This window comes from Marinomonas ostreistagni (genome assembly GCF_016461785.1).
Lineage (GTDB): Bacteria > Pseudomonadota > Gammaproteobacteria > Pseudomonadales > Marinomonadaceae > Marinomonas > Marinomonas ostreistagni_A.
The window spans coordinates 45,864-70,236 of record NZ_JAEMUH010000005.1 but is presented as its reverse complement, the minus strand read 5'-3'; the positions used below and the strand labels follow the sequence as shown (position 1 = coordinate 70,236).

At 47.5% G+C, this 24,373-nt stretch carries 28 protein-coding genes and 1 pseudogene; 13 read left to right on the top strand and 16 right to left on the bottom strand.

Translation table 11 applies throughout. The features are described 5' to 3' along the window. Positions 1-62: 62 nt before the first annotated feature. The 3 genes and pseudogenes from JHD44_RS06105 to JHD44_RS06095 all read right to left on the bottom strand — a co-directional run bounded on the left by JHD44_RS06105 (position 63) and on the right by JHD44_RS06095 (position 2,622). Positions 63-821 carry an EAL domain-containing protein gene (locus JHD44_RS06105; protein WP_199461883.1) on the bottom strand — a complete coding sequence of 253 codons (759 nt, stop codon included), beginning with the start codon at positions 819-821 and terminating at the stop codon, positions 63-65. A gap of 106 nt (positions 822-927) precedes the next feature. Further along, positions 928-1,482: pseudogene (locus JHD44_RS06100) on the bottom strand (MFS transporter); the annotation flags it as partial. 273 nt (positions 1,483-1,755) lie between these two features. Continuing rightward, positions 1,756-2,622, bottom strand: a complete 867-nt coding sequence (locus JHD44_RS06095; protein ID WP_199461881.1) for a LysR family transcriptional regulator — start codon at positions 2,620-2,622, stop codon at positions 1,756-1,758. A 92-nt stretch (positions 2,623-2,714) separates the two neighbouring features. Between JHD44_RS06095 and JHD44_RS19210 the strand changes: the two genes are divergently transcribed. Both JHD44_RS19210 and JHD44_RS18885 read left to right on the top strand, forming a co-directional pair. Next, on the top strand, positions 2,715-3,425 hold the full coding sequence (locus JHD44_RS19210; RefSeq protein ID WP_199461880.1) for a carboxymuconolactone decarboxylase family protein: 711 nt from the start codon (positions 2,715-2,717) through the stop codon (positions 3,423-3,425). Positions 3,426-3,504: 79 nt separating this feature from the next. Next, a complete protein-coding gene (locus JHD44_RS18885) occupies positions 3,505-4,065 on the top strand; it encodes an EVE domain-containing protein (protein WP_199461879.1) in 561 nt (186 codons plus the stop codon). Positions 4,066-4,097: 32 nt separating this feature from the next. Here JHD44_RS18885 and JHD44_RS06080 read toward each other — a convergent pair whose 3' ends face one another. The 8 genes from JHD44_RS06080 to JHD44_RS06045 all read right to left on the bottom strand — a co-directional run bounded on the left by JHD44_RS06080 (position 4,098) and on the right by JHD44_RS06045 (position 10,010). After that, on the bottom strand, positions 4,098-4,838 hold the full coding sequence (locus tag JHD44_RS06080) for a hypothetical protein (protein ID WP_199461878.1): 741 nt from the start codon (positions 4,836-4,838) through the stop codon (positions 4,098-4,100). A gap of 422 nt (positions 4,839-5,260) precedes the next feature. After that, a complete protein-coding gene (locus tag JHD44_RS06075) occupies positions 5,261-5,461 on the bottom strand; it encodes an addiction module protein (RefSeq protein WP_199461877.1) in 201 nt (66 codons plus the stop codon). Between the two features lie 60 nt (positions 5,462-5,521). After that, positions 5,522-6,742, bottom strand: coding sequence for an organoarsenical effux MFS transporter ArsJ (gene arsJ, locus JHD44_RS06070; RefSeq protein WP_199462053.1), 1,221 nt, complete (start codon positions 6,740-6,742; stop codon positions 5,522-5,524). 162 nt (positions 6,743-6,904) lie between these two features. After that, positions 6,905-7,921, bottom strand: a complete 1,017-nt coding sequence (locus JHD44_RS06065) for an ArsJ-associated glyceraldehyde-3-phosphate dehydrogenase (protein WP_199461876.1) — start codon at positions 7,919-7,921, stop codon at positions 6,905-6,907. Between the two features lie 30 nt (positions 7,922-7,951). Then, positions 7,952-8,323, bottom strand: coding sequence for a metalloregulator ArsR/SmtB family transcription factor (locus tag JHD44_RS06060; protein WP_233401817.1), 372 nt, complete (start codon positions 8,321-8,323; stop codon positions 7,952-7,954). Between the two features lie 121 nt (positions 8,324-8,444). Then, positions 8,445-8,690 (bottom strand): thioredoxin family protein, encoded by a 246-nt coding sequence (locus JHD44_RS06055; RefSeq protein ID WP_199461875.1) that lies wholly within the window; start codon positions 8,688-8,690, stop codon positions 8,445-8,447. 7 nt (positions 8,691-8,697) lie between these two features. Beyond that, a complete protein-coding gene (locus tag JHD44_RS06050) occupies positions 8,698-9,687 on the bottom strand; it encodes a permease (RefSeq protein ID WP_199461874.1) in 990 nt (329 codons plus the stop codon). A 158-nt stretch (positions 9,688-9,845) separates the two neighbouring features. Further along, entirely contained in the window at positions 9,846-10,010 is a 165-nt protein-coding gene (locus JHD44_RS06045) for a hypothetical protein (RefSeq protein ID WP_199461873.1), read from the bottom strand. A gap of 142 nt (positions 10,011-10,152) precedes the next feature. On the opposite strand from JHD44_RS06045, the gene JHD44_RS06040 reads away from it, so the two are divergent. The 5 genes from JHD44_RS06040 to JHD44_RS06020 all read left to right on the top strand — a co-directional run bounded on the left by JHD44_RS06040 (position 10,153) and on the right by JHD44_RS06020 (position 12,740). Further along, positions 10,153-10,485, top strand: a complete 333-nt coding sequence (locus tag JHD44_RS06040; protein ID WP_199461872.1) for a DMT family transporter — start codon at positions 10,153-10,155, stop codon at positions 10,483-10,485. 79 nt (positions 10,486-10,564) lie between these two features. After that, complete coding sequence (locus tag JHD44_RS06035) at positions 10,565-10,954, top strand: hypothetical protein (RefSeq protein WP_199461871.1); 390 nt, start codon at positions 10,565-10,567, stop codon at positions 10,952-10,954. 155 nt (positions 10,955-11,109) lie between these two features. After that, positions 11,110-11,991 carry a DMT family transporter gene (locus JHD44_RS06030; RefSeq protein ID WP_199461870.1) on the top strand — a complete coding sequence of 294 codons (882 nt, stop codon included), beginning with the start codon at positions 11,110-11,112 and terminating at the stop codon, positions 11,989-11,991. A 26-nt stretch (positions 11,992-12,017) separates the two neighbouring features. Beyond that, entirely contained in the window at positions 12,018-12,362 is a 345-nt protein-coding gene (locus JHD44_RS06025) for a DUF6404 family protein (protein WP_199461869.1), read from the top strand. Positions 12,363-12,386: 24 nt separating this feature from the next. Beyond that, positions 12,387-12,740, top strand: a complete 354-nt coding sequence (locus JHD44_RS06020; protein ID WP_199461868.1) for a putative quinol monooxygenase — start codon at positions 12,387-12,389, stop codon at positions 12,738-12,740. 2 nt (positions 12,741-12,742) lie between these two features. On the opposite strand, the gene JHD44_RS19070 is transcribed toward JHD44_RS06020, so the two are convergent. The 5 genes from JHD44_RS19070 to JHD44_RS05995 form a co-directional block, all read right to left on the bottom strand. After that, the gene (locus tag JHD44_RS19070; protein WP_199461867.1) at positions 12,743-13,621 is read right to left on the bottom strand and encodes a diguanylate cyclase; all 879 of its coding nucleotides are present in this window, start codon (positions 13,619-13,621) and stop codon (positions 12,743-12,745) included. Between the two features lie 394 nt (positions 13,622-14,015). Further along, a complete protein-coding gene (locus JHD44_RS06010; protein ID WP_199461866.1) occupies positions 14,016-15,398 on the bottom strand; it encodes an ABC transporter ATP-binding protein in 1,383 nt (460 codons plus the stop codon). Beyond that, positions 15,395-16,183 (bottom strand): ABC transporter permease, encoded by a 789-nt coding sequence (locus JHD44_RS06005; RefSeq protein ID WP_199461865.1) that lies wholly within the window; start codon positions 16,181-16,183, stop codon positions 15,395-15,397. Before JHD44_RS06005 ends, JHD44_RS06010 begins: the two co-directional genes overlap by 4 nt. Then, positions 16,183-17,118, bottom strand: a complete 936-nt coding sequence (locus JHD44_RS06000) for an ABC transporter permease (protein ID WP_199461864.1) — start codon at positions 17,116-17,118, stop codon at positions 16,183-16,185. Before JHD44_RS06000 ends, JHD44_RS06005 begins: the two co-directional genes overlap by 1 nt. After that, positions 17,118-18,656, bottom strand: coding sequence for an ABC transporter substrate-binding protein (locus JHD44_RS05995; RefSeq protein ID WP_233401815.1), 1,539 nt, complete (start codon positions 18,654-18,656; stop codon positions 17,118-17,120). Before JHD44_RS05995 ends, JHD44_RS06000 begins: the two co-directional genes overlap by 1 nt. A gap of 316 nt (positions 18,657-18,972) precedes the next feature. On the opposite strand from JHD44_RS05995, the gene JHD44_RS05990 reads away from it, so the two are divergent. The 6 genes from JHD44_RS05990 to cyoE all read left to right on the top strand — a co-directional run bounded on the left by JHD44_RS05990 (position 18,973) and on the right by cyoE (position 24,341). Then, positions 18,973-19,356 carry a hypothetical protein gene (locus JHD44_RS05990; RefSeq protein WP_199461863.1) on the top strand — a complete coding sequence of 128 codons (384 nt, stop codon included), beginning with the start codon at positions 18,973-18,975 and terminating at the stop codon, positions 19,354-19,356. Positions 19,357-19,519: 163 nt separating this feature from the next. Next, the gene (cyoA, locus tag JHD44_RS05985; RefSeq protein WP_199461862.1) at positions 19,520-20,482 is read left to right on the top strand and encodes a ubiquinol oxidase subunit II; all 963 of its coding nucleotides are present in this window, start codon (positions 19,520-19,522) and stop codon (positions 20,480-20,482) included. After that, on the top strand, positions 20,482-22,458 hold the full coding sequence (gene cyoB / locus JHD44_RS05980; protein ID WP_199461861.1) for a cytochrome o ubiquinol oxidase subunit I: 1,977 nt from the start codon (positions 20,482-20,484) through the stop codon (positions 22,456-22,458). The genes cyoA and cyoB overlap by 1 nt, the downstream gene beginning before the upstream one ends. A gap of 2 nt (positions 22,459-22,460) precedes the next feature. Then, positions 22,461-23,069, top strand: coding sequence for a cytochrome o ubiquinol oxidase subunit III (cyoC, locus tag JHD44_RS05975; protein WP_199461860.1), 609 nt, complete (start codon positions 22,461-22,463; stop codon positions 23,067-23,069). Continuing rightward, positions 23,070-23,393: a cytochrome o ubiquinol oxidase subunit IV gene (gene cyoD / locus JHD44_RS05970; protein WP_199461859.1), complete on the top strand. Its 324-nt coding sequence runs from the start codon at positions 23,070-23,072 to the stop codon at positions 23,391-23,393. Between the two features lie 12 nt (positions 23,394-23,405). Next, complete coding sequence (gene cyoE / locus JHD44_RS05965) at positions 23,406-24,341, top strand: heme o synthase (protein ID WP_199461858.1); 936 nt, start codon at positions 23,406-23,408, stop codon at positions 24,339-24,341. The last annotated feature ends 32 nt before the right edge of the window (positions 24,342-24,373 follow it).

The window sequence follows — 24,373 nt, the reverse complement described above, 5'->3', positions numbered from 1 at the left end:
CGCAAGCTATTCACCGTTTCGCTTTATAGCTATCCAACCAAGATAGCTATAAAGCCTGGCAATTAATTCCAACTGATATCAGGAAGTGCTTCAAAGGCAGGCTTGGCAAAGTAGTACCCTTGAAATAAGTTAACCCCCAATTTAAGCAGTGTATCGCGCTCTTCTGCTGTTTCAATCCCCTCAGCAATGACAAACATATCTAACTCTTGAAGCATATTTACACTTTGACGAACAATGATCTGACGTTTTTTATCCTGATCAATATTTCGGATTAAACTCATATCTAACTTAACAAAGTTAGTCGATAAGTGTGTTAAAAGCTCGAGACCATTATAGCCAGAGCCAAAGTCATCAATCGCCGTCAAAAAGCCTTGTTCAAGATAATGTTCCACAATATTACGCAGGTGCTGCTTATCGATGATCTGCTCATTCTCAGTAAACTCAAAGATAATGCGCTTCTTATTAAAGCCGTATTTCTCGGCTGCCGCTAAAGTTGTTCGAATACATAATTCCGGGCGATAGACAGCATTCGGCATAAAATTAATACTGAGATAAGATTCAATTCCCAACTTAGCCGCAAGCTGGATAGCCTTAACCCGACAACTTTGGTCAAAACGATATCGATTATCTTCGTTCACTTGGGCAAACACCCAGCCAGCACCCTGCCCTTCTGGGCCTCTCGCCAACGCTTCATAAGCAAAAACACGTTTATGAGCCCAATCAATAATGGGTTGGAATGCCATCGAGAATTCAAAACCTAAATCACAGGCCTTAGCACACTGTTGACAGCTTAACTCAGCAAAGTCGGGTGGTTTCTGCATAGAATCGATTCCCCTGACGAATAGTAGACTTTTCTATAATTCGTTTAACATTAGCATATTCTTATCAGTAAGAGCTTCTTGGTAAAGAGCAGGGAAGCACCTACTTTCAAAAATGTTTAGGTAACCTTACCGAGATCAAAGCCGTTAAACCAATAAAGCCCGCGGATACCCATAAACAAATCGATAGACCATAATCCTGATACAGCCAACCTGACAGCAAAGTGCCAATCAGGCGCTCCATGGCATTGGCCATGTAGTAAAAACCTACATCAAGCGATACTCCATCTTTACCAGCGTAGCTGACAATAAGGTAACTGTGTAGCGAAGAATTAATGGCGAACACTGTACCAAAAGCAAATAAGCCCGCAATCACAGCGAATTCAACCTGCCAATCAAAGGTTAAAGCGAGGGCAATGGCAATGGCAATGGCAATGGCAATGGGGATAATGCCAAGCACTAACGCCCAACTTAGGGCTTGGCGACCATCGGGGACTTTGCCAGACGCTTTGCCGGTAAAGCGTGGCGCAAAGCCTTGCACAATACCGTAGGCAATGATCCAAAGTGCTAGGAAACCGCCGACGTACCAATGATCCCAGCCAAAGGTGCTGGCAAGGAACACCGGCAGCGCTACCACAAACCAAACATCGCGTGCACCACCAAGATTCGCAACGCGCCGTCGGTTAAGGTAAACGCTCAGTAGTTACCAACGATCCACCATATATTGACGGATCGCTGGCGAAGGATTGACTAGTGCTCCCATGAGATATTGAGTCCTTTTATGAGCAAAGTAAGTGGTTAACGCCTAGCTTGATAATGACAGCAGAGACCATTCGCATTAACTCTGCGGTACGGGTAACGTAGCCCCATTCGTTATCGTGCCAAGCGTACAACTACACTTATGCCTTAATAATAACCATCGTAGACGAAGCGTCGATCACGCTAGCGCCAGCTCAGATTGGTCGACAAGCCCTGCTAAAAAATCGGCGACGCAGCGAACACGTTTGCTGTGGTGTAAATCGCTATGAATGACCAAATAAATGGGCTGGGTTAACTCGGGCAGTGTTTTTACACAACGGACAGGTTCGTTGTTGGCGACGATCTGCGGTAGAACGGCGATACCTAACCCCCCTTTGCAGGCGGCTAATTGCGTGGCGACTGATGTGCAACGTAACGCAGGCGTCGCGCTATGTAGCGCGTAGCTTAGCCATTTGGCGGCAGGTAAGTCCTGATAATGGTGATCCCAACCAATCGCATTATGGGGATCTAGCGTCAGCGTCTCAGGCAGTTGGCTTGATTGATACAGCCCATAGCGCAACTCGCCAATCCGCCGAAAGGTCACATTACCCTGAGTCGGCCTAGTCATACGTAAGCCTAGATCAGCATCGTGCCGATGCAGGTTGGCTGTGCGGATATCGGTCACGATCTCTAGGTTGAGTTCAGGATGTTGCTGTCTTAGCTGAGCGAGGTTGGGCAATATCAATTGCGTAGCGAGATTTTCTGCTGTGGCCAGACGCACCGTCCCAGAGATCACTGTATCCAATGCTTGCTTAGAAAATCCGAGCATGGCCGCTTCCATTTGCTCAGCATGGGCGACCAACGCTAGACCTTCCTCCGTCAGTTCATAGCCAGTTTGCGAGCGTATGAAAAGCGCGATACCAAGGGCTTTTTCAAAGCGCTCAATACGCCGCGACAAGGTTGCAATGCCTAATTCCAGCTGCTGGGCCGCCGCAGTGAGTGTGCCGGATCGCGCCAGCGCCAGAAAGACCCGCGAATCGTCCCAGTTCAATGCACTGCTTTCCATTTTTGAAAACCTATATTGATTTTTTGGCTGCATATTCGGTTTGTGAAAAATGCCATGCTACGCCTCTCAACGTCAAATATACAGAGGTGGTTATGCATTCGGATCGTTATCAGATAGGTTGGCAAAAACTAGCAGAGATCGATGGGGCGCAAGGTGAGAAAGTGATTCAAGCGATGGAAGGTATTGCGCCGGACTTTGCGCGCTTGCTGATCGAATTCCCATTTGGAGATATTTACAGCCGAGAGGCGTTGGATCTAAAGTCTCGCGAGATCGCAACGATCGCGGCCTTGGCGGCGATGGGTAATGCTACGCCCCAGCTAAAAGTCCATATTCATGGCGCTCTCAATGTCGGGTGTTCGCCCCAGGAAATCATTGAAGTGATGATGCAAATGGCGGTCTATGCGGGGTTTCCTGCAGCACTCAATGGATTGTTTGCTGTTCAAGATATCTTGCAAGAGCGAGGCTTAAATCCAGACTCGGCACCGTTGCCTAGCAAGCAGTCGTTATCGACTCTAGCTGGCGGCTACTTCGCCACAGCTGAGCTTGCAATCACCGATGCTAGTCGAGTCGAAGAAACTAAAGCCGCTCTTAAGCAGCTAAGTGAGCAAACACGTACGGAACCCGGCTGTCGCTTATTTGAGCTGCATGAAAATCCAGATGAGCCGACTCAGCTTTTATTATGGGAGTGCTTCGCCACCGAAGCAGACTTCCATAAACATCATGCAATGGACTATACCAAGGCTTACATGGAACGAGGATTGACCCAAGTAAAACGCTTGTATCATAGCGACTTAGTGCGATAAGTGCGCGGGTGCTCGACTCCTGACAGAAACTGACAGTGTAATGTTTTATGTTATACCCAACTGTTAAGGAGTCGATGCTATGTCAGAAAAGCAAACAACCTTGGATAAGGAAAATAACACGAACTCAGCGCCACGTTGTTGGGTCGCGGTAGCCAGCACCGATCATGTGGCGCGTGGTTATAATGAGCAATTTATGCAGGTGTGCCACGGCAAACAAGGGCCGTTAAAACGGGTGCAACCCAATGCCTTCGTTGTGTATTACTCGCCTACTTTTACCTATCAAAAGAAAGACACCTGCCAAAGCTTTACTGCATTGGGGGCTGTCCGAAGTTCCGCGCCTTATCAAGTGGTTATGTCAGATGATTTTATGCCCTACCGCCATGATGTTGTGTGGCTCAGCCAGCAACACTGCCCGATTCGCCCACTGCTGCAAACCCTAAGCTTTACCCGTGATAACCCACGCTGGGGCTATCAGTTTCGCTTAGGGCTGTTTGAAATCCCCTTCGAGGATATGCAAGTCATCGCTTATCAGATGGGAGTGGAGTTAACAACGGATCTATTGGAAGACTTGGAATTGGCTGCCATTGTCAAAGATCGTGAAAACGAGCCATCGGTAGAAGTTGATATTGATGACTTGTAGGAGCTCGGTTTCCGAGCGAACCTTTTGACTAACTATGGATACTTAAACCCACCTGCTAGAGCTATAGACACAAAGTTCAGTAAAGAAATTGCTTTAAGGCTATTTATTTTGGTTCCGTAGTCACAGACTTCGCCATGTAGCACTTGATGTCGGTTCAGCCCTGAAAAATTTTCGTCTCGATCCCAGCTAGACTGATTCACTGGGATCTTGACCTTAAACACTCCATCAATGAGAGCATCGGTAAGATAACCTTTCGTTAAATTATAAACATGTGGGGATACTTGAGGCTTCTTGTCTGACATCATAAAGAAATGTTTATCAGCTGTAGCATCAATGCAAATTCCATCTACTTGAGCGGATGTTGTTGGGACCGTCAGGTTATAAAGTCCATTGCGGTGAGCTTCAAATACTGAAGCAATAATTTTTGCGCGCTCTGGGTTCTTCAGTCTTGAAATTATGTTCCCTTCTATCCTATCGAGATGGTCGTCGAAGTATTCTTCAATCTCATGTTCGATTACTTCCCATTCTAGAGTGCTTCCTTCATTTAGGACTTCAAGGTCAAAGTGCTCCAAATCATCGCAAAACCATCCTTTATTTACTAAGAATTCAACAGCTTCTCTAGTCTGTGATGGCAGCTCTTTGTACCAGAGATCTATCGCTTCCAGAGCCCTTTTTGGTTTCTCCATTTCTTCTAGAAGTTCTTCTAATACTCTTTTTGATTCTTCAACGCTCTCGATGAATGGTTTGACTTGTTCTTCTGACGATATATACATTTCTAATTCGGCTGCGCCCTATAGTGCTTCCTTATGATTACTTTTAGGCACAGTAGCGTTATTGTGTCGTCTTTTTTTCATCGCTGTTAAATTCCTCTTAGCTGGCTGTAAGCATAGCTTTATAGATTAATTTCGATCAATCCAATTTTTGGGAGCACGTCGGCTGTTCATCATTGCTAAAACGATGATTTGATCGTCGTGTATTTTGAAATATAAGCCAATAGGAAATTGCTTGAGCAAAGCGCGGCGAGTATCTCGGTGAACGAGTTGGTAGAGAAAAGGGGTTAGAGCGACTTGAGCAATGATTTAATCTGTTCGAGATACGAAATCATAGCCTAGTTTTGGACTTATTCGTTTGTAGTAGTCGAAAGAATCACGAATATCTTGCTCTGCTTCCTTGCGAACAAAAATTCTGTAAGGCATTACTCTTCCATTAATTGTTTTTTAAGTAAGTGCCACTCAGTGCCTATGTTTTGGTCTTTCTCAAATGCAGCAGATCGTGCGTCTAGGATGGCTTTTTGTTCATCACTGATGGGCGCTGACGACTGCTCTTGGTAAGCACTTTCCCAAAGCTTTTCAGCAAGCTGCACTTTTTCTTCTGTGGAAAGGTGTTCGATATTCATAACGATGAATCCAGTTTGAATGTTTGTATCAGTATACGTTAGTGGAACAAAACTGGCGAATTATTCACCAGCTTTGTTCCTTGGCAATCCTACTGATATCAACGCGGTCAACGCAATAAACCCTGTCGAGACCCAGAGACACACCGCTAAGCCGTAATCTTGATATAACCAACCAGACAGTAGAGTGCCGATAAGTCGGCCCATGGCGTTGGCCATGTAGTAAAAGCCTACGTCGAGGGAGACGCCATCTTTGCCTGCGTAGCTGACAATAAGATAACTGTGTAGGGAGGAGTTGATGGCGAATATAGCACCGAAGGCAAATAAGCCCGCAATCACAGCGAACTCAATCTGCCAGTCAAAGGTCAGCGCTAAGGCAATCGCCGCGGGGATCACGCCAAGCCCGAGCGCCCAGCCAAGAGCTTGGCGACCGTCTGGCACTTTGCCAGATGTTTTACCGGTGAAGCGTGGCGCAAAGCCTTGTACGATGCCGTAGGCAATGATCCAAAGTGCTAGGAAACCGCCGACGTACCAATGATCCCAGCCAAAGGTGCTGGCCAAGAACACGGGTAGCGCTACCACAAACCAAACATCGCGTGCGCCAAAGAGGAATAAACGTGCTGCAGATAAATAGTTAACGGCCGCACTTTTCGAGAAGATGTCGCCAAATTTTGGCTTATTCTTCGCTTTTCCGAGATCTTTCTTCAGCGTGATCAGACTGGCGATCCACACCAAGGCAAGCGTCACGGCCATCCCCAAGATTGCGCCTTTAAAGCCAAATAAACTTAGCAGTGCGCCGCCAAGGAAAAAGCCCACGCCTTTGAGTGCGTTTTTAGAGCCGGTGAGCAACGCCACCCATTTGTACAATTGGCCTTGAGCATCGCTGGGCACCAACAGCTTAATCGAGCTCTTGGCACTCATTTTATTGAGGTCTTTGGCAATGCCTGATAATGCCTGTGCGCCCATCACCCAAGGCACGGTTAAGAAACTCGCGGGCACCAGCAACATGCTCAGCGCCACCACCTGCATAAACAGCCCGATGTTCATGGTGCGGTTTAAACCAAGACGCGCGCCGAGCCAGCCGCCGACCAAGTTAGTCACCACGCCAAAGATCTCGTAGAACAAGAACAGCATGGCGATTTGCAACGGGCTGTAGCCTAAACCGTGAAAATACAACACCACCAACATTCGCAATGCGCCGTCGGTTAAGGTAAACGCCCAGTAATTACCCGTGACCACCATATATTGGCGGATCGCTGGAGAAAGATTGGCTAGTGGATTCATTGGCGTTTGTTTCCAGAAATCTTGTGCGATGTTTGTTAGAGACGCTTGGGTTATGACAAGCGCTAAGCCCATGGATGGGCGATCCGACCGTCACGCACAGGGATGTGCGTCGGTCGGCGCTGTCATAACCAAGTGTCTGTTCTCAGGTTATACAGGAGCTGACTATTTGGCTTGTAGATCCAATCGACCGACCATACGCATTAGCTCTGCAGTACGGTTAGCATAACCCCATTCGTTGTCATACCAAGCGTACAGCTTCACTTGTGTGCCATTTATGACCATGGTCGATAGAGCGTCGATGATGCTAGAGCGTGGGTCAGTTTTGTAATCCACCGATACCAATGGGCGCTCTTCGTAACCAAGAATATCTTTTAGCTCGCCTTCAGCAGCTTCTTTTAGAAAGCCATTTACTTCCGCTTCCGTTGTCGGGCGGCTGACTTCAAACACGCAGTCGGTTAGGGACGCGTTAGCCAGTGGTACACGCACCGCATGGCCGTTTAGCTTGCCTTTTAACTCTGGGAAAATATGGGTGATCGCGGTCGCTGAGCCGGTTGTCGTTGGGATCAGGCTGGCACCACAAGCACGTGCACGACGTAAGTCTTTATGCGGTGCGTCCAAGATGGTTTGCGTATTGGTGATATCGTGAATCGTGGTCATGGAACCGTGTTCAATGCCCAATTTTTCATGAATCACTTTCACTACAGGTGCAAGACAGTTAGTGGTACAAGATGCGGCGGTCACAATTGGGTAAAGTGCGGGATCGTAAAGGTCTTGGTTAACGCCCATTACCACGTTTAGTACGCCGTCTTCTTTCACCGGAGCAGTCACCACAACGCGCTTCACACCTTGGTCTAGATAAGCTTGTAGCAAGGCTTTGGTTTTCATCACGCCACTAGCCTCAATCACCACATCACAGCCTGACCAGTCGGTATCGCCGATGGTTTTGTTTTGTGTGCAAGGAATACGCTGGCCATTGATGATCATCTCATTGCCTTCTGCGCTGGCTTCGTGGTGCCAACGGCCGTGAACAGAGTCAAACGTGATCAGATGTGCAAGCGTCGCCGCATCGCCTGCTGGATCGTTGATCTGTACGAATTCCACATCATCCCAGTCAAATGCTGCACGGAACGACAAACGTCCCATACGACCAAATCCATTAATGCCTACTTTAATTGTCATAGCGATCTCTCTATTGATATTTTAATAAGATTAGTTACAGCAGCCGTTCGTGCGCTCTGGGCGATCACCCATACTCTCCAATCGAGCTAAGTCTGCGGCGATGGTCTCTAAGTTGTCGGCCACTGTGACTTGTAGAACCAGTTTTGCCCAGTCCGGCAAGGCTTCATTGATGCTGTAAAACACCCACTGCCCTTGACGACGATCTGTCAGTAGACCACAGCTTCGCAGCTGTGCCAGATGACGGGACACTTTCGGCTGACTTTCGTCGATGGCTTCCATCAGCTCACAGACGCATAGCTCGCCTTCTAGCTGGATCAGCATCATGCTACGCAGACGTGTATCGTCCGCGAGGCATTTATAAAATTGGATGGGACCGATGTTCATTTCAGGAACTGTCGTCATGAGAGTCTTTTATCCATATCTGTTATTTCATATATATGGATAGAAGCATATATGGAAAATCGAATACTTTAAAGGACCAGATACAGAAAAGTAAACTTCTGCATCTGGTGATGGTATGAGGCTAGGCAAGCCAACCTTTAACTTGATCAGTATGCGGAATCGAGCCTGAGTGTTTCAGTACCTCGTCGATAATAACGGCAGGTGTGCTCATGACGCCGTACTGTAAAAAGACTTGGGCGTCAGTTTCTTTGGTTATGTTAACTTCAACACCTTGCTCCGCAGCGATACGCTCGATCAGCTCCGCTGTTTTTTGGCATTTCGTACAACCACTTCCTAGAACTTTGATTTGTTTCGTCTCTTGTTTCATAGCCACCTCATAAGAAAGAAGAAAATCCATTAAATAGCCATCCCACCAAGGTGAAAGACAGCAACAACATGACAAACACAGTCGCCAGCAAACGCCACTGCATCACTTGTTTCAGTAAGATAAATTCGGGAAAGCTGGCGGCCACGGTACTCATACAAAACGCTAAGGTAGTGCCGATCGGTAAGCCGTTTTGAATCAAGCTTTCCATCACCGGGATAACCCCAGTAGCATTAGAATACAAGGGGATACCCAGTGCCACGGCGGCTGGGACAGTCCACCACTGACCTTTGCCAAGGTACTGTTCGATCCAACCATCGGGCACAAAACCATGTAACGCAGCACCTAGCCCTACACCGATAATGACCCATTTCCACACTCGACCAAAGATCTCTAACGTTTCATCTTTGGCAAAGCGATGACGTTCGGCTAGGGACAGCTGTTCCGCTTCGGGTGCATCCGCTAGCTGCGCATTTTGCCCCGCCGCTAAGGCTTTCTGGGCAAAGGATTGTAGCCAGCGCTCCGCTTTGATGGCATCCAAGAAGGCGCCGCCGAGTACACCTACGGTCATTCCGACGACGATATAGAGTACAGTGAACTTCCATCCCAACAAGCTCATTAGCAACAACACCGCCACTTCATTGATTAATGGCGAAGTAAGAAGAAATGACATGGTAATGCCTACAGGAATACCAGCAGACGTGAAACCTAGGAAAACAGGAATGCTTGAACAGGAGCAAAACGGTGTAATCGCACCAAAAACGGAACCAAGCGCATAACCTACCGCTCGATTTTTACCAACAAGATAATGACGTACACGCTCAACATTTAAGCTGGCTCTTAGTAGAGCGATTACATAAATCATGATGACTAAAAGTACGTAGATTTTGCTGACATCTTCAATAAAGAAATGCACAGCATCGCCAATTTTTGACGATGGAGAGAGCGTCACTAAATCATACGCTAGCCAGTCTGCGAAATGGGTGAACACTTCAAACATAAACACCTCTACCTCTCGGAAAGAAAGAAAGCTTCCTTCTCTATTTATTAGCTTAACGGAGGGACAGGAGTCGGGCACCTATAAGTGCATCTAATATTGAGATTTAGCAATAAATGGCTAGAGAAAGTGGTTCGGACAGGTTTGTGAGACTTGTGCGATCAACTGACGAATCCAGCACCTCCGCGAGCCAATCCAGTGTAATGCACTTGGTGCCAATCGTTCGCCAAGCCTTCCTCCGCGCTGTACTGGCACATGGGAGGAATCGCTACGCGATTTTTCAGGGTGATACTTTTTAGTGTAAATGGGGTAAAGAGTTGTGCCATGATGTGGCTCCTTGTCAAATAGGGAACAGGCTGACATCAGCCGTGTTGATGCCTACATGATACGAAAGCCAAGACATTCATGAATCTCTAATTTTTGATAACAGCTATCCAAATTTATTATATCTAGATACGAGACACCGCAATGAAAACATGGATTATTTTACTGGTGGCGATTTTGTCCGAAGTCATTGCCACCTCAGCACTTAAGGCGAGCGAGGGTTTTACTAAGCTTGGGCCAAGTGTACTGGTCGTAGTCGGCTATGGACTGGCGTTTTATTTCTTGTCTCTTACGTTGAAAGTCATGTCGGTAGGCATCGCTTATGCCATTTGGGCCGGACTGGGGATTGTTCTAACGGCGGTGATCGGCTGGTTTATGTTTGGCCAGAAGCTGGACACGCCTGCTCTACTGGGTATGGGGCTGATCATTCTGGGGGTTATTGTGATTAATCTGTTTTCCAACGCAAGTGGGCATTAATTCGTCGCAAACAGGATAGTGAATGGGAGTACCTAGGCGTAACTTGCGCTAAGTCGATTTGGCATATTAGAGGTACTCTATGTTTCGCTTATTAAGCAAATACCAATGCGCAAAAGATTTGGTTCTACCGATTGCGGCATTTATTGTATTGTTGCTACTCAGCGCAATCTTTATTCATTTTTACCCAGAAAGCAGCTGGTTCACTATCATTGCTTTGCTGCCATTGATTCCCGCCATCTGGGCCGTGCGAACAACTGTTCGTCTCGTGACCTTGTTGGAAACGGCGCAACAAGTGAAGCTACTAGTGAACTTCGCGACCAGCTTTGTGATTGTCGGTTTGATGACATTTACCTATGGCTTCTTAACCTGTTTTGCAGACTACCCAAGCTTACCGTTGATATTGGTGGCACCGATAATGGTCGTGGTCTGGATCATCACCCGCTGCGTTACCTGTCGCCGTTGCAAATAACACAGTCTTTATTCGATTCTTTTGGGTGCTAGCGCCCATTTTCCGCCGAATTGTCGTCTCCCCTGGTGATTGGGCAGCCAGTCCTTGTCTTGGCAAGATTCCGGTTGTCCTACCGCGACTCTTATAGCAAAGTATAGCCTTTTAGGGATTCTAAAATGACCAGCTTGCTTAGCTTGTTTGTCTTAGCTGCTTTATGGGGTAGCTCTTTCCTGTTTATGCGCATTGCTGCGAATCCCATGGGGCCTGCGCTCTTAATCGAAGCACGAGTGGTGCTGGCAGCTTTGACGCTGCTTACCATCGCGACGTTGTGGCGTAAACGTTTAGACTTTCTTGCGCATCCGAAACATTATCTGATTCTCGGTTTATTCAGTACAGCTTTACCCTTTGTCTTAATCGCTTATGCGGCGCAAACACTGAACGCTTCAACCCTGTCGATCTTAAATTCGACGGCCCCCATCTGGGGCGCATTGATTTCAGTGGTTTGGGGCGGTAACCGCTTAACCAATAAGTTTATGATGGGCCTCGCTCTGGGCGTCGTCGGCGTTTGTGTCTTGGTTGGCAAGGAGGCTCGTTTAGTGGGATGGGATGCCGCATTGCCTATGTTATGCAGTGTTTCAGCAGCATTTAGTTATGGTATTGCTACGAACTACACCAAAATCGCTCCGAAAGTCTCTTCGTTTAATAACGCCCACGGCAGCATGTGGGGCGCCTCGCTTTTGTTACTCCCGTTGGCACTTCTCATGCCTGCACGCGAGCCGCTAACATTAGAGATAGGCCTCCCCGTGTTAGCTCTTGGAGTTTTCTGTACTGGCTTGGCTTACATTCTGTATTTCCGGCTCGTTGACGACATCGGCGCGGCCTCGGCGTTATCAGTTACCTTTTTGGTACCAGTCTTTGGTATCCTGTGGGGACACTTATTTTTAGGGGAACCTGTGGGCTGGAATACACTCATAGGTACTTTGCTGGTTCTCGCGGGAACCTCTTGGGTAACAGGTTTCTCTGTTAGCCAACTTATAAAAAACACCCGCTCGTCATAGCGGTGAGTAATCGAAAGGAACGCAACGTGGCATTTGAAGACAAATTAATGAAAGCCCATGCCGAGCTTCAAGCTCAAGGCGTATGGTTATCCAACTATAAGCCCCCTATGTTTAGCTTATTACGTATGCTGGGCATCAAAGTACCACCACCTTACTACTTAGGCTTTCACTTAAACGCCGTGATTGCATTTTGGTACTTCGCTATCATCATTTTCTTAGTCATGTATTTTGGCTTGTTAGGTAGCCAAGACACCATGAAAACGGCCATGGACAAGGCAGCTGTTTGGGGCATTGTTTATGGCGTAGGTATGGCGGTGTTTTATTCGATCCGTCGTCGTAAGCTTCAGCTTAGTGAATGGTCAGCTCTCTGATTCAAACTTATATAAGGATTTTTTATGTCTAGTACGGTTTACTGCATCGCACAGTTTTTGCCAAAAGAAGGCAAAGAGCAGGAATTATTTAAAGTTCTACAAAGCCTTGAGCCCAATACACTGCGTGAAGATGGCTGCCTTCAGTACCGTGTAACACGCCATATTCCAAGCCTATTTGCAGAGGGAAAAACCTTTCCGCTAGCCTTCAACGAGCAATGGGCAAACATGGCTGCATTCGAAGCCCATTGTCAGCGCAAAGAGATTGCCGCGTTCTTCGAACAGTACTGCCAAGCAGAAGATGGCTTAGCGGCTGACTGGAATGTGTGTATTTACACCGATGAGCCAGAAGAGTTCGACGCTCCGATCTTAGAAAAATAAGTTCAATTTAAGTTTTCTAAATGGATGACGCGGTTACGCCCTTGCTTCTTACCAAGGTACATCGCATGGTCCGCTCGTTCGATAAGGTTAGCGAGCGGCTCACCTTCTGATGCAATGGCAACGCCTATCGTCACACTGATCGGTATGGTATCGCCATTCTCAATCTCAACCGGCGTGTTAAAAAGTGATGCTCGAATTTGTTCAGCTAGCTCTAGAGCGTCATACGACTCAACCAAATCATTGGACACCACGACAAATTCCTCACCACCATAGCGATACATTGATTGATGGGGTTCTAGCAGGCTGTGAGTTTGCTTTACTAAATGCTGTAGCACTCGATCACCCATACTGTGTCCATACAGATCATTAATCGCTTTAAAATGATCAACGTCCATAAACATCAGCCCCACCGCCCAATTGCCACGATTTTTCTTCGCCTCAAAGTCTTGCGTTAAACGCTGACGCAAAGGTAAGCCCGTCAGACTGTCGATCTGAGTGTATTGATGGATAGCGTTGGTTTTGAAATAAGCGAGATGGTCTAGCATCGCTGCTTGGGAGGTCTCGAACTCATCAAGGTCAACTTTATTTCCTGGCTTTCCTTTGCTAATAGGAATGGCAATGGATCGAATCGCATCATGCATTTGCTTGTGAACCAGAAACAACTGCTCAGCTCTATCTGTATTGATCGTATAAAAAGCGATTTTGTGTTGATCTAAAAACTGACCAAATAAACAAATATGATGAGCATTCGTTCGCATCATGTCTTCTTGTGGACGAGTATGCAAAACCGCACAGCGTAGGATGCGCTGGGACCATTCAAAGTGGGCTTGCTGAGCGGTATCTAAAGCAGATACAAAATTTTGAAAATCGAAAGTTTGCACACCTATCCTATAATGTTTCTTTATACTGAACCATTAACATAGTAGCCCAAAAAGGTGTATGTCTTCTAAAAAAGATAAGAAAAAGTATGTGCTATATCAGCTGAATTTAGTGTGTTTCAAATAAAAAAACCCGACGTGGAAATTCACCATCGGGCATTAAAAAAGCGCATGAGAAAACATGTTCCAGTCACGCAAATGGACAGTATGCAAGCGAGGTGCTCTTTTTCTGGAGACATGTCTTAGCGCTGGGAGCTGCCGCAATTTCAGACAAACCAAGTTGGCAGCGAAGTTCACTTGTTTCAAAAGCCAACTTGCTTAATCTTCAATCACAAGCAAATGTTATATTATAACATTTGCTTGTGAATGCAAGCGCTTTGCCTATAAGACCCTGCTTTTACTGGCTTAAACTGATCACTCGATCACAGCGCTTATGAATCATGGCTGGATCGTGGCTAACCAACATCACCGCACAACCATTTTGTTTCGCAACATCTACCAGTAGCTGGCTGACTTCCCTCTGAGTGATCGGGTCTAATCGAGAAGTTGGCTCATCAGCAAACAAGAGCACTGGTTCCAACAACAATGCACGCAACATGCAAAATCGCTGCAGTTCGCCGCCAGAAACCCCTTCAGAGTTACGATTTAGCAGATCATCACTTAACCCTAGCTGTTGCATCAGCGGTGCAATACGGGAACGATCAATGTTATGCAGTGACACCATGTCATTAAGCAGAGTGCGCAATGACACCGCCGAGCTGACGGCCGCTGTAGGATCTTGATAGAGCTTTTGCCATTGATGCAGTGGCGCATTGCTGTGGCGTTCTATTTTACCACCAAGCGCTTTATGAACACCCAGCAACGTATCGCCTAATGTGCTTTTACCACAGCCACTATCACCCACGACACCAACCACTTCCCCTTGATGCAGGGTAAAGTTTAGATGCCTAGTAAGCGCTTGTTTACCGTGACCTATGCTTAAGTCTTGCACAGAAATCAACGGCTCACCGTAGCGTGTATCACGTGTTTCATCCGCCCAATTGACAGGGTCGGCATCGATCAATGCTTTGGTAAAAGCGTGCTGAGGCGCATTGAGAATGTCTTCGGCATTACCTTCTTCCAGTAATTCGCCAGACTTAATCACCATCATGCGACCACCAATCTGACGAGCCACAGCGACATCATGTGTAATGGTAATGAGAGCGCCTTGCTCAGATTGTGTCATCAACTGCTCGACCACTTGGTCACGACGGGAAACATCCAAACCTTTTGTAGGTTCGTCCGCCAATAAAACCGGTGCACCACCCGCCATGGCGCAAGCAATGGCAACACGCTGTGCCATACCGCCAGACAGCTGATCTACCCGCTTATGGCCACTTTCTTGTAACCCCTGCAGGGCTAACGTGTAGTCCGCACTTTGTTGAGCTTGAGCAGCTCCCTCACCAGCGACGAGATGATAAGTTTGCGCTAACTGTTGCTTAGCTCCCATTAACGGATCTAGGGAATTCCAAGGCTCCTGCGGCAACATACTAATCTGCTTACCCCAGAACGCTTGACGTTCCTCAGCATTAACACGCTGTTCAAACAGTCGCACGTCGCCCTCGGCACGCAAACTTGCGGGTAAATTCCCCATAATCGCCTGTGCAAGCAGGCTTTTGCCTGACCCCGTTTGACCTAGAATGGTCAAACGTTCACCTTTTTGCACGGTGAGACTAATGGGCGCAAGCAGTTCAACAGAGCCCGCATGTACCGACAGATTTTCGATATGAATTAAACTCATAGAGCTTTACCTCGGCCCATTAATTGACACGCTAATACGACTAGGGCCAATGCAGCTAAGGGCTGTGCCAGCAACCAAGGTGCATCACTATAGTATGGAAAATGCTCGACGATCATTAATCCCAGTTCAGCCAATGGCGGTTGAATCCCGACATAGACAAAACCCAACGACGCCATCATCAAAATAGCATTGGCAGCACCAAAAGCAGCAATGGTAAACAACTGCGGCATGATGGCAGGAAAATAATGACGTCGGAAAATATACCATTCTCCAAACCCCATTAACTTTGACGATTGCACCGCAGGAGATTGCGTCAAACGCTGAGTGATAGCGCGACTGATACGGAAGTATTCAATCCATTGAATCAATGAGATCGCCACATACAGCACCCAAAAAGAGCCCGGTACAATCGCAGCGAAGATCAACACCAGAACCAGACCCGGCAACGCCAAAATCATGGTTACGATGCCATCCATCACTCGATCAAACCAAGGGGCGCGGGTGGCCGCAAGCACACCAACAGTGACACCGATAATCGCAGACGTCATCACGCATAAGGCTGCCATCATCAGCGAAAGCTGCATTGCTTCGGCCAAACGTAGCCACATATTGCGGCCAAAATGATCGGTCCCTAGCCAGTAATCAGCATTAGGTGACGTTAAGATTTGACTCAAGTTTTGCGTTGTTGCATCGCCCGCTTGCAGCAAAGGTGCACACAATGCATAAGCGATCAACAGAACGAGTAACGCCAGACCCGATTTTTGCGTAGTAGAAAGAGCAAGCATTAGGCGATACGTCCTCCACGTGGGTCGAGATAATGACAGGCAATATCAACCAAGGTATTCAACACAACAAACATCACGCCCATCATCAAGGCAGCCCCCTGAATCAGGGGAATATCACGGGCAAAGATAGCGTGAGCAAGACCATGACCGATACCAGGCCATGAAAACAAGGACTCGATCATCACCACACCTTCCACAACGGTAATCAACTGAATGCCTAAGAACGCCACCACGGGTACGGCAATATTACGGATACCGTGATGTTTGAAAGCTTGCCAAGTCGACAGCCCTTTCATTCGCGCAAACTCATAGAAAGATGAGCCAAACACACGCTTGGCTTCCGTATGAATCACACGATTAGACATGGCCGCTAAGCTCAATGCTAAGGTCAGTGCAGGCAACACAAGGTGAGCGGGGGTACCAAAACCCGCCACAGGGAAAAGATTCCACTCTAGGGCAAATACAATCACCGCCAGCAAACCAATCACAAACACGGGTACAGCACGCATAACCGTCGATGCAGTCAGCAATGCTCTGTCTAGCCACCCTCCCCAGTAAGCACTTGCCAACCCCAAAGGTATAGCGATGATCAGCGCGATGGCCATGCCAGCCCCAGCCAACAGCAAGGAGTGCCCGAGCATATGCCAAAGGGATTCCGATACGGGCGCACCACTCACCAGCGAGTTGCCAAGATTCCAGCTCAGTAGGTCAGTAAACCACTGCCAGTAGGCGGATAACGCCCCTTGATCAAGGCCTAGTTCCTCGCGCACGATGTCAGCAGCTCGACTGTCCACTGCATCCATACCATAACGGCTGGCCGCGATACGATACGCCATGTCGCCCGGTAACGAGCGCATCAAAATGAAGGTCAGCGTACCGACCCCCCATGATACGGCAATCAATTGCAGTAAACGCTTCAACAACAGTTGGCGCATTATTTCACCCAAGTCAGTTCATTTAGGAAGAAGCTGCGCTCATATGGATCGAAGCGGAACCCTTCAAGACGCTTATTCACCGCTGTTTGCTGAACGTAGTAAGCCACTGGGATCAGAGGTTTTTCATCATAAATTGCCTGAGCAATACGCTGCGCCTTTTGCGTGAAAACACTCGCATCAGCCTCACTCAATAGCTCTGTCAAAGTGCTTTGCACGTAGCTATTTGACCAGTTCATCGTGCCCCAATCACCGCCTTTAGCTTGCCCCATATCTTTGATCAACGTACCTAAAGGACTCGCAATCGAACCGTAGTTACGGGCGATCAATGCCGTATCCAATGAATCATCAGCATGACCGGCAGGAATGGCGCTGGAATTGGTAATGTTAACGTTTAACTTCACACCAACTTGCTTCCATTGGTCTTGGATCGCCGTCGCAACGGTAGTTAGCTCTGGGCGGTCAGCGTAAGTGATCATGTCGATTTCAAACACCTGGCCGTCTTTTTCTAGCCAGCCATCACTGTTTTTCTGCCAACCCAGCCCTGCCAACAAGGCATTTGCCTTCTCAAGATCCTGTGACATGTCCGAGTTGGCTACATACCAGTCGCTCATGTAAGGCGGTAAGATTTGCGCCGTAGCAGATTCTGGAGAGCGCAGTACCGCCATCGCAATACCCTGGCGGTTGAGGGCATAACTTAGGGCTTGGCGCGCTTCAACTGGGCTTAGAAACGCTTGGCCCGCATTGACTTTCACGACCAAGGTACGTGGCAAATCGGAACGGACAACCTCTAGGTTAGGTAAGCGTTTTAGCGTTGGCAGGGCTGCAGGGTCTAAGCCAAAGACAATGTCCGCTTGGCCGCTGCGGGCTTGTAAAACGCGCGCTTCCGCACGGTGGCCAGTTAAGTAACGAGCGTATTCGATTTGAGCTTTTTGGCCCCAGTATTGATCAAACTTTTCTACCACTAAACGGTGAGGAACCGTCACTTCGTAGGCAGAGAACGGCCCTGTGCCGATTAATTGCGTCGCGACATTATCCTGCCCATATGCTTCAGGCGCTAAGATCGAGCTCGCATAGTTTGCTAAGATCGCCCCCAATGGTTGGTATGCTTGGGTTAGTTCAATGTCGATTTGGTGGTCACTGACTGCTTTGATGGCTTGCACAGGAACGCCCTGCCAAGCACCTGGCTTCTCTTTGGCTATATTCAATGCCGCTACCACACTGGCTGCTGTCATTGGCGTGTCGTTGTGGAAAACAACATCGTCGCGTAGCGTCAAACGCCAGCGCTTGCCTTGCTCTAGTATCTCCCAGTCGCTCGCTAAACCAGCCGTTAAAGCGCCTTTCTCATCGACATTGAGAAGCGTTTCTAACACCTGCATACGCGTAAATACATAACCACTACGGGAAGGATCAATGCTTGAGAACTCAAATGCAGCATTGATTTTGACGGTATTTGACTCAGTGGGTGTTGCATTCAGGTTCAGAGCCATGAACGTTACGAATGAGAGCAAGCAGAGCTTACGAGCGTGAAGAGGGCACATGAAAATGACAGTCCTTAAATAAATCAGTTATTTAGGATGCAATGTTACGATATAACATAATTAATGAGAATATATTTTATTTGGTTTTTTGATCATGAAAGATTCTCAAGTTAAATGATCGTATAAATTGCAATTATTGAATAAATACAACTTATTTATGAATCAAAAACAGGTTGCCATCTAATATGTGAAATTTAAGGTGGAGAGATTGCGAACTAATGTGTACAATTTTCGGTCGAAATTCTGATTTATGTCATAATTGATCAAATGTTGAGCAATTGTGTTCTGTCACAGGTCAAAACGTAGGTATCCGATAGTGGATGTGAAGCAAACAAACAGCATGATGAGCAGTCTTGGCGAGCTACGCCAGCCTCTTCAGTCTATGAAGTGGGCGGCTCGTCTGAACGCGTTTGTTTTAGCTGTGGTGGCGGTTAATCTTGTCATCTTCCCACTAGGTGGCGCTTACGATCCAAGTGACTTTTTCCAAACGGTTTTCAAAGACCTGCCTCTTATCTCCCTGTATGCCTTTTTCGGCATTATCAGCCTCTTTGTGTTTGTCTACTGGTTGTTTATGCCCAGTGGACAATTTGTGTTGCCGGAGAAAAACCGCCGCAACATCAAGCCACCACGTCAGGTGGCGATTCGACAAGTTTGCCAGCGTGCTGTATTGGCTTGTCGTGCACCCCCAGTTTCTGCTTAAAGAGTGTTGTAGAGCGTCAAATTCATTCGAATGAATGAACTTGGTGTTCATGTGCTCTCTTTGGGCGCACGCAAGACTCCCCCGCGGAAAAGTTACCGGCCTGAGCCGGTCTGAAATCCTGTCATCGTTTCGATGTCAGCCTACGTCAATCTAGGGTTAGAGGATGAATCTCTTGTTAACTCGTAACTTAAGTAAAGTCGCTTTGGCAGCACTAGTAGCTCTACTAGCTGGTTGTCAGGGTGGTGTGCTTGACCCGAAAGGACAAATCGGTGTTATGGAGAAGGAGCTGATTATCACAGCGACTATCCTAATGCTGCTTGTTGTGGTTCCGGTGATTCTCATGACACTTTACTTCGCATGGAAATATCGCGAAGGTCGTGGTGAAGCATATGAACCAAAATGGTCACACTCCACAAAAATTGAAGCCGTAGTATGGATTATTCCAATTATCATTATCGCGATTCTTGGTGTAATTACTTACAAATCAACGCATGCGTTGAATCCATACAAGCCTATCGAATCTGAAGAAGAGCCAATCACTGTTGAAGTGGTTTCTCTTAACTGGAAATGGTTATTCATTTACCCAGATCTTGGTATCGCAACGGTAAATGAGTTGGCATTCCCAGCGAATGTTCCTGTGAACTTCCGCATTACTTCAGCGGGCACAATGAACTCGTTCTTCATCCCACAACTAGGTAGTCAAATCTACTCTATGGCAGGCATGGAAACGAAACTTCACTTAATCGCTGATGAGCCAGGTACTTTCAAAGGTATCTCTGCAAACTACTCAGGACATGGCTTCACTGGCATGCAATTCGAAACAATTGCAACACCAACTCGTGAAGACTTCCAAGAGTGGGTTGAAGGCGTGAAAGCAAACGGTGAAGCGCTAACAACTGAGCGTTATGAAGCGCTTGTTGAGCCAACTGAATACCACCCAGTTGAGTACTTCGGAACGGTTAAAGACGGTCTGTTCTTTGACATCATCTGGGAATACATGGGCGACATGGGCCGTATCGAATTCTACGGTAAGCCAGAGTACGGTGCAGAGCTACCTGAAGGCATCATCCTGCCTAAGCGTGAGCGTACAAGCACTTCCCATGAAGCTGAGGAGGCATCTCACTAATGAATCTTCTAGGTAAATTGTCTTGGGACGCGATCCCTCATGACCCAATTGTCCTAGTTACCCTAGCTGTTGTAGCAGTCGGCGGCGCGGCACTGTTCGTGTTTATGACTCTTGCTAAAAAGTGGGGCTGGCTATGGCGTGAATGGTTGACCTCTGTCGACCATAAACGCTTGGGTATCATGTACATCATCCTTGCGCTAGTAATGCTAGTCCGTGGTTTCGCGGACGCGATTATGATGCGTACACAGCTCGCTGTGGCAACCAATGGTTCGGAGGGTTATTTACCACCGCACCACTACGACCAGATCTTTACGGCACACGGTGTCATCATGATCATCTTTATGGCGATGCCATTTATGATCGGTCTGATGAACATCATCGTTCCACTACAGATCGGTGCGCGTGACGTTGCCTTCCCATTCCTGAACAACCTATCTTTCTGGTTGGCAGTATCTGGTGCGTTGCTAGTAAACATCTCTCTAGGTCTTGGTGAATTCGCAATGACAGGTTGGGTGGCTTACCCGCCATTGTCAGGGCTTGAATTTAGTCCAGGGACCGGTGTGGATTACTACATTTGGGCATTGCAGATATCAGGTATTGGTACAACGCTAACGGGTGTTAACTTCTTAATCACTGTGCTTAAGATGCGTACACCTGGCATGAAGTTGATGGATATGCCTATCTTTACTTGGACTTGTACTTGGGCCAACGTATTGATCGTAGCATCTTTCCCGATCCTGACTGCTGCACTAGCCATGCTAACACTTGACCGTTACTTGGACTTCCACTTCTTTACTAACGACCTAGGCGGGAACTCGATGATGTACATCAACTTGTTCTGGGCATGGGGTCACCCTGAAGTGTACATCCTAGTACTGCCTGCATTCGGTATGTTCTCGGAAATCGTATCGACCTTCTCAGGCAAGCGATTATTCGGTCACAAGTCAATGATTTATGCCTCCGGTGTTATATCACTTCTAGGCTTTATCGTATGGCTACACCACTTCTTTACCATGGGGTCAAGTGCGAACGTTAACGCCTTCTTCGGTATTATGACGATGATCATCGCCATTCCGACAGGTGTAAAACTGTTCAACTGGTTGTTCACAATGTACAAAGGTCGCATCCGTATGGAAGTACCTATGTACTGGGTAATTGGTTTCATGATCACCTTCTCAATCGGTGGTATGACAGGTGTACTACTTGCGATCCCTGGTGCAGACTACGTTCTACACAACTCATTGTTCCTAATCGCTCACTTCCATAACACGATTATCGGTGGTGCAGTATTCGGTTACCTAGCAGGCTTCGCGTTCTGGTTCCCGAAAGCAATGGGCTTCCACCTAGATCCAAAACTGGGCAAAGTGTCTTTCTGGTGTTGGTTCATCGGCTTCTTCCTAGCGTTCATGCCACTTTACGTGCTTGGATTCATGGGTATGACTCGCCGTCTAAACCACACAGACAACCCAGACTGGAACGTTTGGCTTTACATCGCAGCAGTGGGTGCGTTTGTAATCGCTATTGGTATCGGTGCGTTCGTTCTTCAATTGATTCTTGGCTTCAAGAACAAAGACAAGAACTTGGACAAAACTGGTGACCCATGGAACGGCCACACTCTAGAATGGTCTCTAGCGTCTCCTCCACAGTTCTACAACTTCGCTAAATTGCCACAAGTTGAAGACTTGGATGCGTTCACTGACATGAAAGAGAAAGGCACTGCTTACCAGCGTCACGCAAGCTACGAGCCAATCCACATGCCAAGCAACACCAATGCTGGTCCGATCATGGGTCTTCTAGCTACGGCTATGGGCTTTGCATTGATCTGGCACATCTGGTGGTTAGCTGGTGCAAGCTTCATCGGCTTGATCGTTGCCTTCATCTGCCGTGCTTACGCAAGTAATACTGATTACTACGTACAGCCTGATGAAGTAGCACGTATCGAGAATGCACACCTAGATAACGTGGCGAAGGGGTAATCATGAGTACTTCTGCAACTGCGCATCACGATGCGCACCATGACGAACACCACGATACCGGGCGTAACACTACGTTAGGTTTCTGGATTTACCTGATGACCGACTGCATTCTGTTCTCGTGCTTCTTTGCGACGTACGCAGTGCTGTTCATGAACACTGCAGGTGGTGTCTCTGGTAAAGATATTTTTGATCTTGATCTGATCGCTGGCGGTACGGCTGCTCTATTGTTGAGTTCGATTACATTCGGCTTCGCAATGATCAGCGCATACAAAAAGAACAAAGGCGGCACGCTACTATGGTTAGCTGTGACGTTCGTGTTCGGTGCAGCCTTCATCGCGATTGAGCTTTACGAATTTAATCACTTAATCCATGCGGGTCACGGACCAAGCACAAGTGCGTTCCTAACAGCGTTCTTCTCGCTAGTTGGTTTGCACGGTTTGCACGTAACTGCAGGTCTGCTATGGATCACAGTTATGTTTATCGATGTTGCTAAACGCGGCCTTCAAGACCGCACTGTAACTCGCTTAGGCTGCCTAAGCTTGTTCTGGCACTTCCTAGACGTAATCTGGATCTGTGTATTCTCTTTCGTCTACCTAATGGGAGCTATGTAAATGAGTCAACATGATCACGATGCACATTCTCACGGTAGCGTAAGTTCTTACGTAGTAGGCTTCGTACTATCCGTAATTTTGACTGTGATTCCATTTTGGGCAGTAATGACAAGTGCTTTCGATCGCGCAACGTTGTTCGCAATTATTGTTGTCACGGCGGTTGTACAGATCGTTGTACACCTTAAGTACTTCTTGCACCTAAACTTCACCAAAGAAGGCAAGATCGATACTTTGTCATTTATCTTTACGGCTATCGTTATCGTAATGGTTGTAGCGCTATCCATTTGGATTATCTACGAATCTGTTCTGATGATGATGTACTAGGCGAAGAAGCGTATGTTTAAGCGGATCTCATCGTCGTCAAAACCAGAACAACATAGTGTGTTCGACCGTTACCTTAAGGTAACCAAGCCGGGCATCATTATGGGCAACTTGATCTCCGTGGCGGGGGGGTATTTCCTCGCCGCTCGCGGTGACATCGATTGGCTGCTTATGCTGGTGACAATCATTGGATTGTCACTAGTTGTAGCTTCTGGTTGTGCGATCAATAACTGCATCGACCGCGACATTGACGCCAAGATGCAACGTACTCGCAACCGCGTAACAGTTACCGGTGAAATGTCGCTTAAAGCGGCGTTAGCACACGGACTGGTACTAGGCGTGGTCGGGTTTAGTTTACTTGCGTACTTCACGAATGAAGTTGCTGTGTTTTTCGCAGCGTTTGGCTACTTCGTGTACGTGGGTCTTTACAGCCTGTACTTTAAACGCAATTCGGTTTACGGCACGTTGATTGGTAGTTTGTCGGGCGCAGTACCACCAGTGGTAGGCTACTGTGCGGTAACTGGTCAGTTCGACGCAGGTGCGGCGATTTTGTTGGTAATGTTTAGTATTTGGCAGATGCCTCATTCTTATGCCATTGCCATCTTCCGCTATAAAGACTACGCAGCGGCAGGTATTCCTGTATTGCCAGTAGCACAAGGCATTCAAAAAGCGAAACACCACATTGTCTTGTGGATTGCTGTGTTCGCAGTAGCGAGTGCCATGCTGCCGCTTACTGGCTACGTAGGTGTGGGCTTTATGGCCGTTGCTGCGTGTACTAGCCTTTGGTGGCTAGGTATGGCAGTTAAAGGCTACCGTGCGGACATTGATGTGAACCGTTGGGCACGCCAAGTGTTCTTCTTCTCCATCATCACCGTAACGGCCCTAAGCATTACCATGTCGTTAGACTTTCGTGCGGTAGCCCCTGACTACCTAGTTATGCTGGCACACTAAGTCTTATTCGTCTGACGAATCAAAAACGCCCC

Excerpts from the sequence above, each read along its gene's own strand:
- JHD44_RS06105 (WP_199461883.1), bottom strand. The coding sequence starts at position 821 with ATGCAGAAACCACCCGACTTTGCTGAGTTAAGCTGTCAACAGTGTGCT.
- JHD44_RS06095 (WP_199461881.1), bottom strand. The coding sequence starts at position 2,622 with ATGGAAAGCAGTGCATTGAACTGGGACGATTCGCGGGTCTTTCTGGCG.
- JHD44_RS19210 (WP_199461880.1), top strand. The coding sequence starts at position 2,715 with ATGCATTCGGATCGTTATCAGATAGGTTGGCAAAAACTAGCAGAGATC.
- JHD44_RS18885 (WP_199461879.1), top strand. The coding sequence starts at position 3,505 with ATGTCAGAAAAGCAAACAACCTTGGATAAGGAAAATAACACGAACTCA.
- JHD44_RS06080 (WP_199461878.1), bottom strand. The coding sequence starts at position 4,838 with ATGTATATATCGTCAGAAGAACAAGTCAAACCATTCATCGAGAGCGTT.
- JHD44_RS06075 (WP_199461877.1), bottom strand. The coding sequence starts at position 5,461 with ATGAATATCGAACACCTTTCCACAGAAGAAAAAGTGCAGCTTGCTGAA.
- arsJ (WP_199462053.1), bottom strand. The coding sequence starts at position 6,742 with ATGAATCCACTAGCCAATCTTTCTCCAGCGATCCGCCAATATATGGTG.
- JHD44_RS06065 (WP_199461876.1), bottom strand. The coding sequence starts at position 7,921 with ATGACAATTAAAGTAGGCATTAATGGATTTGGTCGTATGGGACGTTTG.
- JHD44_RS06060 (WP_233401817.1), bottom strand. The coding sequence starts at position 8,323 with ATGACGACAGTTCCTGAAATGAACATCGGTCCCATCCAATTTTATAAA.
- JHD44_RS06055 (WP_199461875.1), bottom strand. The coding sequence starts at position 8,690 with ATGAAACAAGAGACGAAACAAATCAAAGTTCTAGGAAGTGGTTGTACG.
- JHD44_RS06050 (WP_199461874.1), bottom strand. The coding sequence starts at position 9,687 with ATGTTTGAAGTGTTCACCCATTTCGCAGACTGGCTAGCGTATGATTTA.
- JHD44_RS06045 (WP_199461873.1), bottom strand. The coding sequence starts at position 10,010 with ATGGCACAACTCTTTACCCCATTTACACTAAAAAGTATCACCCTGAAA.
- JHD44_RS06040 (WP_199461872.1), top strand. The coding sequence starts at position 10,153 with ATGAAAACATGGATTATTTTACTGGTGGCGATTTTGTCCGAAGTCATT.
- JHD44_RS06035 (WP_199461871.1), top strand. The coding sequence starts at position 10,565 with ATGTTTCGCTTATTAAGCAAATACCAATGCGCAAAAGATTTGGTTCTA.
- JHD44_RS06030 (WP_199461870.1), top strand. The coding sequence starts at position 11,110 with ATGACCAGCTTGCTTAGCTTGTTTGTCTTAGCTGCTTTATGGGGTAGC.
- JHD44_RS06020 (WP_199461868.1), top strand. The coding sequence starts at position 12,387 with ATGTCTAGTACGGTTTACTGCATCGCACAGTTTTTGCCAAAAGAAGGC.
- JHD44_RS06010 (WP_199461866.1), bottom strand. The coding sequence starts at position 15,398 with ATGAGTTTAATTCATATCGAAAATCTGTCGGTACATGCGGGCTCTGTT.
- JHD44_RS06005 (WP_199461865.1), bottom strand. The coding sequence starts at position 16,183 with ATGCTTGCTCTTTCTACTACGCAAAAATCGGGTCTGGCGTTACTCGTT.
- JHD44_RS06000 (WP_199461864.1), bottom strand. The coding sequence starts at position 17,118 with ATGCGCCAACTGTTGTTGAAGCGTTTACTGCAATTGATTGCCGTATCA.
- JHD44_RS05995 (WP_233401815.1), bottom strand. The coding sequence starts at position 18,656 with ATGTGCCCTCTTCACGCTCGTAAGCTCTGCTTGCTCTCATTCGTAACG.
- cyoA (WP_199461862.1), top strand. The coding sequence starts at position 19,520 with ATGAATCTCTTGTTAACTCGTAACTTAAGTAAAGTCGCTTTGGCAGCA.
- cyoB (WP_199461861.1), top strand. The coding sequence starts at position 20,482 with ATGAATCTTCTAGGTAAATTGTCTTGGGACGCGATCCCTCATGACCCA.
- cyoC (WP_199461860.1), top strand. The coding sequence starts at position 22,461 with ATGAGTACTTCTGCAACTGCGCATCACGATGCGCACCATGACGAACAC.
- cyoD (WP_199461859.1), top strand. The coding sequence starts at position 23,070 with ATGAGTCAACATGATCACGATGCACATTCTCACGGTAGCGTAAGTTCT.
- cyoE (WP_199461858.1), top strand. The coding sequence starts at position 23,406 with ATGTTTAAGCGGATCTCATCGTCGTCAAAACCAGAACAACATAGTGTG.